Consider the following 5,727-nt stretch of genomic DNA (forward strand, 5'->3'; position numbering starts at 1 on the left):
CGCCGCACGCGGCGTGTCACACGCCCGCAACGCGCCGGACCGAGCGCCGAAACAGACCGCTTACCGATCCGAATCACCGCTCTCGCAGACTCGGGACACCCCCGGTGCTCGCGTCCCGCACGCAGCGCCCAGCACCCTCGAAGGAGCCTCATGACGACGAACCGCACCCTCGCCACGGGCGCGACGCTCGCCCTCGTCGCGGCGACGGCGCTCACCGCGTGCTCCGACGCCACGGCGTCGGGCGGCGACCACCCCGAGCCGGTCGCCTCGATCGACGTCGGCGTCGCGCCCGACTTCTTCTACACCCACCTGTACCTCGCGGTCGAGCAGGGCTTCTTCGCCGAGCAGGGGATCGACGCGACGCTCACGGAGTACCCGTCGGGCGCGGAGGCCACGGAGGCCATCACCGCGGGCCAGAACGACCTGACGAGCTCGACGGCCACCACGCTCGCGTCGCTCGCGGGCAGCGGCTCGCCGGCGAGGTCCATCGGCGGCAACCTCGTGGGGAACGGGTGGTTCGCCGTCGTGGGCAACGAGAGCCTCGGCGACGTCTCCTCGGTCGAGGACCTCGAGGGCGCGTCGGTCGCCGCGCAGCACACGACCGTGCTCGACATGCACGTGCGCACCTTCCTCGACTCCCACGGCGAGTCGGTCGACCTGATCGACTACCAGGACGTGAAGATGGCGCAGCTCATCACCGGCCTGACGCGCGGCGACTACCAGGCCGCCTCCATGTGGGAGCCGAACGTCACGAAGGCCCTGGAGAGCGTGCCGGGCGCCTCCGTCGTGCTCGACAGCGACGAGGCGCTCGACGTCGCGGGCTACCTCGTCGCGAGCGCGGACGTCTACGAGGACCAGGACGTCGCCGACCGCGTGCTCACCGCGATCGCCGAGACGATCGAGTGGATGGACGCGCACCCCGAGGAGGTCCTCGCGACCGCGATGGAGAACAGCGGGCTCGACGACGAGGAGCTGGCCCAGACCGTCCAGGACAAGATCACCTACGAGATGTCCGGGTTCACGCCCGAGCGGGTCGCCGAGATCGAGGCCGCCGCCGCGTTCTTCACGGAGCAGGGCGTCATCGACGCGACGGCCGAGGAGACGACGGAGACCTACCTCCCCGAGGTCTACGACGCGTGGGCGTCGTCGTCGGCCGTGGCGGGCACGGGCGACGACGAGACCGAGGAGTAGGCACCGGTGCTGGGACGTCTTCCGGGCACGACCGGCGGCGGGACGGCGCTCGCGTCGCCCGCCCCGTCGCTGCTCGACCCGATCACCCTCGGCGGGCTCGAGGTCCGCAACCGCGCGTGGCTGTCGCCGATGTGCATGTACGCGTGCCCGGGCGCCGACGGCACGGTCGGCGACTTCCACCTCGCGCACTACGGCGCGATCGCGCTGGGAGGCACCGGTCTCCTCGTCACCGAGGCGACCGCGGTCCGGCCGGACGGGCGCGTCACCCCGTTCGACGCCGGACTGTGGGACGACGCCCACGTCGACCCGTGGCGCCGAGTGACCGACTTCGTCCACGGCGCGGGCGCGGCCGTCGCGGTCCAGCTCGCCCACGCGGGGCGCAAGGGCGCGAAGTACCCGGGTCTGCCCGGCGACGCCGTGCGCGGCCCGGTCCCGGCCGAGGCCGGCGGGTGGACGATGCTCGGGGCGAGCGGCCGACCGTTCGGCAGGGCGGAGGCGCCCGCGCGCGCCTCCGAGGCCGACCTCGCCCAGGTGGTGGACGACTTCGCCGCCGCGGCGGCGCGGGCCGTGCGTGCCGGCTTCGACGCGGTCGAGCTCCACGCGGCGCACGGCTACCTGCTCCACGAGCTGCTGTCCCCGCTGACGAACGACCGCGACGACCGCTGGGGAGGCGACCAGGCGGGGCGCGAGCGCCTGCTCGTGGAGACCGTCGTCGCGGTCCGCTCCGTCCTCCCGGCGGGGACGCCCCTGCTCGTGCGTTTGTCCGCCTCGGACGGCCCGGGGCTCGGGACGACGGTCGAGGAGACCGCCGAGCTCGCGGTGCGCCTCGCCGGGCTGGGCGTCGACCTCGTCGACTGCTCGTCCGGCGGGCTGCTCCCCGACGTGGAGTACCCCTCCGCCCCCGGCTACCAGGTCCCGGGCGCAGCGGCGGTGCGCGCGGCCGGCGTCCCGTCGGGCGCCGTCGGGCTCATCAACGACCCGCACCACGCCCAGGCGGTGCTCGACGCCGGGCACGCGGACGTCGTCCTGCTCGGACGGGAGCTGCTGCGCGACCCGCACTGGGTGCGCCGCGCCGCCGTCGCGCTGGGCCGTGACGACGCGATCGACCCGCCGCCCCGCTACCACCGCGCGTGGCGCGGACCGCAGGACCGCCCCTGGGGCACCGGGGGCACGACGACGAGGAGCGACGCATGAGCGCCGGCACGACCGCCCCGACCACCGCCTGCACCACGGCTCTCGAGGTCGACCCGTCGGCGCTCGACGCGAGCGCCGCCGCGCGGGCCGTGCGCGACGGCGTGCTCACGGTGCGCGACGTGGCGGAGGCTGTGCTGCGCCGCGTCGCGCAGCGGGACGAGGCGGTCCGCGCCTGGGCCCACCTCGACCCCGAGCAGGTGCTCGCCGAGGCCGACCGCCTCGATGCCGCCCCGGTCAAGGGCCTGCTGCACGGGGTCACGGTCGGCGTGAAGGACGTCATCGCGACCGCCGGCATGCCGACCCGGCACAACACCGCCCGCTACCAGGACTCCGTGCCCGGGGTCGACGCCGCGTGCGTCGACACGCTGCGCGCGGCGGGCGCGCTGGTCGTCGGCAAGACCACGACGACCGAGTTCGCGGCGACCAGCGTCGGCGGGCCGACGCGCAACCCGCACGACCCCACGCGGACCCCGGGAGGGTCGTCGAGCGGGTCGGGTGCCGCCGTCGCGGACCTCCAGTGCGCGATCGCCCTCGGCACCCAGACGGGCGGCTCGACCATCCGGCCCGGGTCGTTCAACGGCGTGTACGCGTGGAAGCCCACGTGGGGCACGATCAGCCGCGAGGGCCTCAAGGTGTACTCGGTCACGTGCGACACGCTCGGCCTGTACGCACGGTCCGCGCACGATCTCGCGCTCCTCGCCGACGTGTACCGCGTCGAGACGGACGCCACCGAGCCGCCGACGGCGTTCGCGGGACTACGCGTCGGGGTGTGCCGGACGCCGGAGTGGGGATCCGCGACGCCGGCCACCCGCGACGCGCTCGACGCCGCGGCCCGGGCCCTGCGCGACGCGGGCGCGGAGGTGGTCCCGTTCGACCTGCCCGCCGAGTACGACGACGTGTACCGCGTGCACCGGGCGGTCCTGCGCAGGGAGGGCCGTGCCGCCTTCCTCAACGAGTACGTCACGACCCCGGGGCTCGCACCGTTCTTCGGCGACCTCGTCGAGGGCCGCCCGGGCGTCGACGCGAACGGGCGACCGGCGCCCGCGCTCGGGGTGGACGACTACCGGGCGGCGTACCGCACGGCCGACGCGCTGCGGGCCCGGCTCGACGACCTGCAGCAGACGGTGGACGTCGTGCTGACCCCGAGCGCGACCGGCGAGGCACCGGTCGGCCTCGAGAACACCGGCAGCTCGGTGTTCAACTCGCCGTGGACGCTCCTGCAGGTGCCGGTCGTCAACGTCCCCGGCCTCACCGGCCCGTCCGGCCTGCCCGTCGGGGTCTCGCTCGTCGGCCGCCGGTACGACGACCGGCACGTCATCGCGTGCGCGGGGCTCCTGGGCGACCTGCTCGCCCCGGCCGCCTGACCCGAGGTCGCCGCCCGTCAGCGGACGGCGGCGGGCTCGCGGTCCGCCGCGGAGCGCTCGGCGAGGAACTCCTCCCACGTCCCGCGTCCGACGGCGCGGTCGGGCGCGAGGTTGGCCCCGGCCCGGTACGCGGCCCCCGCGCCGCCGAGCACCGGCACCTCGAGGACCGGACGGCGGCGGCCCGTCGCCCGGAGGTGGTCGCGCACCAGGTCGCGCATCGCGTACGTCCGCGGACCGCCGACGTCCGGCACGAGACCCCGCGGGCCACCGAGGGCGAGCTCGGCCAGGCGGTCCGCGACGTCGTCGGCCGCCACGGGCTGGAAGCGCACGCCGCGGAAGACCGGCACGACGGGCATGCGCGCGAGCGGCTCCGCGAGCGCGAGGACGAACTCGTGGAGCTGCGTCGCCCGCAGCGTCGTCCAGGGCAGGCCCGACTCCGCGACGACGCGCTCGGCCCCGAGCTTCGCGGCGAAGTACCCGAACATCGCCCGGTCCAGGCGGCTGACGACGGGCACCCGGTCCGCCCCGACGACCGACACGAGCACGAGGTGCGGGCGCCCGCCGGTCCGCCGCACCGCGTCGACGAGGACGCGGGCCTTCTCCTCGTCGCCGGTCGCCGAGCCGGCGCAGTGGACGATCGTGCCGACGCCGGCCACGGCCGCATCGACGCCCTCGCCGGTCGAGAGGTCGGCCGCGACGTGCTCGACGCCGGGCGGGAGGTCGGCGGGTGCGGTGCGGCTCAGCACGCGCACCGAGCGGCCGGCGTCGAGCAGGCGCGTCACCACGCGCCGTCCGATGGTCCCGGTGCCGCCTGTCACCAGCAGGGGAGCGGTCCTCGAAACAATCATGGTCCTTCTCCTTCGCGTCGTCGGGGGCGTGCCCCGGTCACACCCGCGAGATCTCGCGGGTCTACCCGGGTGACACCGCCGACGAGAGGATCGTGACCATGGACGAGCAGTGGCTGACCGACCGGTTCGAGGAGCAGCGCCCCCGCCTGCGCGGGGTGGCGTACCGGATGCTCGGCTCCACGAGCGAGGCCGACGACGCCGTGCAGGAGGCGTGGTTGCGCGTGCACCGCAGCGGCGCCGACGACGTGGAGAACCTGCACGCGTGGCTGACGACGGTCGTCGCGCGCGTGTGCCTCAACATGCTGCGGTCGCGCGACCGCCGCCGGGAGTCGCCGCTCGAGGAGGGCGACGACGCGCCCGGCCACGCCGGCGGGCCCGCCCCGCTGGTCGGGTCGCCGGGCCCGACGGACCCGGAGCAGGAGGCGCTGCTCGCCGACTCCGTCGGCCTCGCGCTGCTCGTCGTGCTCGACACCCTCGCGCCGGCCGAGCGCCTCGCGTTCGTGCTCCACGACATGTTCGACCTGCCGTTCGACGAGATCGCGCCCGTCGTGGGCCGCACCACGGAGGCCACCCGGCAGCTCGCGAGCCGGGCTCGGCGGCGCGTCCGTGGCGGCGAGCCGCCGCACGGCGACCTCGACCGCCGGCGGCGCGTCGTCGAGGCCTACCTCGCCGCGACGCGCGAGGGCGACTTCGCGGGACTCGTCGCGGTGCTCGCCCCGGAGGTCGAGCTGCGCGCCGACGCCGCGGCCCTGCCCGCAGGACGCCCCGTGGTCGTCCGGGGGGCGGACGCCGTCGCGACGAGCGCCCTCGCGTCGGCCGAGCGGGCCCGCACCACGGAGGTCGCGCTCGTCGACGGCGAGCCGGGTCTCGTCATGGCGAGCCGGGGTCGCCTCGCGGTGGCTCTGCTCTTCGAGGTCGTCGACGGGCTCGTCACCCGGATCGACGTCGTCGCGGACCCCGACCGCCTCGCCCGGCTCGACGTCGCGCTCCTCGCCTGAGGCGGTGGTCGCGCGGCTGGCGCGTCAGCCGGCCGCGCGCAGGCGCAGCGAGTTCCCGACGACGATCACCGAGCTCGCCGCCATCGCGGCGCCGGCGATCATCGGGTTGAGCAGGCCGGCCGCCGCGAGCGG

5 protein-coding genes are annotated in these 5,727 nt (G+C 75.9%); 4 read left to right on the top strand and 1 reads right to left on the bottom strand.

Annotated features, from left to right (window positions below):
• The first annotated feature begins 150 nt into the window (after positions 1–150).
• The 3 genes from JZ5iCDA_RS15080 to JZ5iCDA_RS15090 are packed head-to-tail and all read left to right on the top strand — an operon-like array spanning position 151 to position 3,749.
• On the top strand, positions 151–1,191 hold the full coding sequence (locus tag JZ5iCDA_RS15080) for an ABC transporter substrate-binding protein (RefSeq protein ID WP_069387896.1): 1,041 nt from the start codon (positions 151–153) through the stop codon (positions 1,189–1,191).
• 6 nt (positions 1,192–1,197) lie between these two features.
• Positions 1,198–2,385 carry an NADH:flavin oxidoreductase/NADH oxidase gene (locus tag JZ5iCDA_RS15085; protein ID WP_253182116.1) on the top strand — a complete coding sequence of 396 codons (1,188 nt, stop codon included), beginning with the start codon at positions 1,198–1,200 and terminating at the stop codon, positions 2,383–2,385.
• Entirely contained in the window at positions 2,382–3,749 is a 1,368-nt protein-coding gene (locus JZ5iCDA_RS15090) for an amidase (RefSeq protein ID WP_069387900.1), read from the top strand. Before JZ5iCDA_RS15085 ends, JZ5iCDA_RS15090 begins: the two co-directional genes overlap by 4 nt.
• A 17-nt stretch (positions 3,750–3,766) precedes the next feature.
• Here the strand turns inward: JZ5iCDA_RS15090 and JZ5iCDA_RS15095 are convergent, their stop codons facing one another.
• Entirely contained in the window at positions 3,767–4,597 is an 831-nt protein-coding gene (locus JZ5iCDA_RS15095) for an SDR family oxidoreductase (RefSeq protein WP_069387897.1), read from the bottom strand.
• 98 nt (positions 4,598–4,695) lie between these two features.
• Here JZ5iCDA_RS15095 and JZ5iCDA_RS15100 point away from each other — a divergent pair, with 98 nt between their 5' ends.
• A complete protein-coding gene (locus JZ5iCDA_RS15100; RefSeq protein ID WP_069387898.1) occupies positions 4,696–5,595 on the top strand; it encodes a sigma-70 family RNA polymerase sigma factor in 900 nt (299 codons plus the stop codon).
• Positions 5,596–5,727 lie beyond the last annotated feature (132 nt).

The organism is Cellulosimicrobium cellulans (genome assembly GCF_001722485.1).
Taxonomy (GTDB): domain Bacteria; phylum Actinomycetota; class Actinomycetes; order Actinomycetales; family Cellulomonadaceae; genus Cellulosimicrobium; species Cellulosimicrobium cellulans_A.